Raw genomic sequence first — 943 nt, 5'->3', positions numbered from 1 at the left:
ATTTTCCATTGATTTATCACCGTTAGATACCGATCCAAATGCGACGCTAACACTTACGCAAATTACCGCGACCGCAAACGTCAACTTGACAGATTTTGCCTTTCATCCTGGCGACGGTTCGCTTTACGGGATCGACAACAACTCCGGCATTCTCTACAAATTCAATACTGCAAACGGCCAAGCCACTATGATTGGAGATACGGGCGAAACCGGTACCTTTGGTGCGGGCTATTTTGACGTCAACGGCAATTACTACGTTTCCCGCAATCAAGACGGAAAAATCTACCGTATTAATTTGTCAGCGGACAACGCTTCAAACATCAACGCGGGCATTGTCCCAGCGGTTGAGTTTGTCTCGCACGGCCCGAGTTCAAGCCAAAATGACGGTGCACGCTGCGCCAACGCGCCAGTTATCGATGAAGATGACCCAATCGATTTTGGCGATGCTCCAGATAGTTACCACACGCTTCTTTCCTCAAACGGTCCACGACACGAAATCGATGGTGTGACATGGCTTGGTGTCATTGCGCCTGATGGCGATCCTGACGGACAAATTGCACCTTCTGGCGACAACAAAGTTGGTACCGCAGACGAAGATGGTGTTGGCTTTGTTGCCGCACTCGATCCAGGTTTGAGCTCAATGGTGAATGTGACGGCGTCTACTTCTGGCTACTTATCTGCTTGGTTTGACTGGAACCGCGACGGTGATTTCGCAGATGAAGGTGAACAAGTATTTACAGACCAGTTACTCACAGCAGGAAACAACACACTTCCATTTATCGTCTCTGAATTGGCAACCGCAGGACCAAGTTGGAGCCGATTCCGCTTTAGTCAACAAACGGGGCTCAAATACGATGGCGGCTCAACCTCCGGCGAAGTGGAAGATCATCCAATCACTATCACCGAAAATGGCGTATCTGTTCAGCATTTCCCAAGTGCAGAA

Annotated in this window: 1 protein-coding gene; it reads left to right on the top strand. The window is 49.3% G+C overall.

All coding sequences use genetic code 11. The features are described 5' to 3' along the window. Window positions 1–943 (top strand): DUF6923 family protein (locus tag R7R24_RS25235; protein WP_318119849.1); only part of this gene is annotated, 943 nt, incomplete at both ends.

This window comes from Vibrio sp. 704 (assembly GCF_033339295.1).
This window is presented reverse-complemented; position numbering and strand designations above follow the sequence as displayed.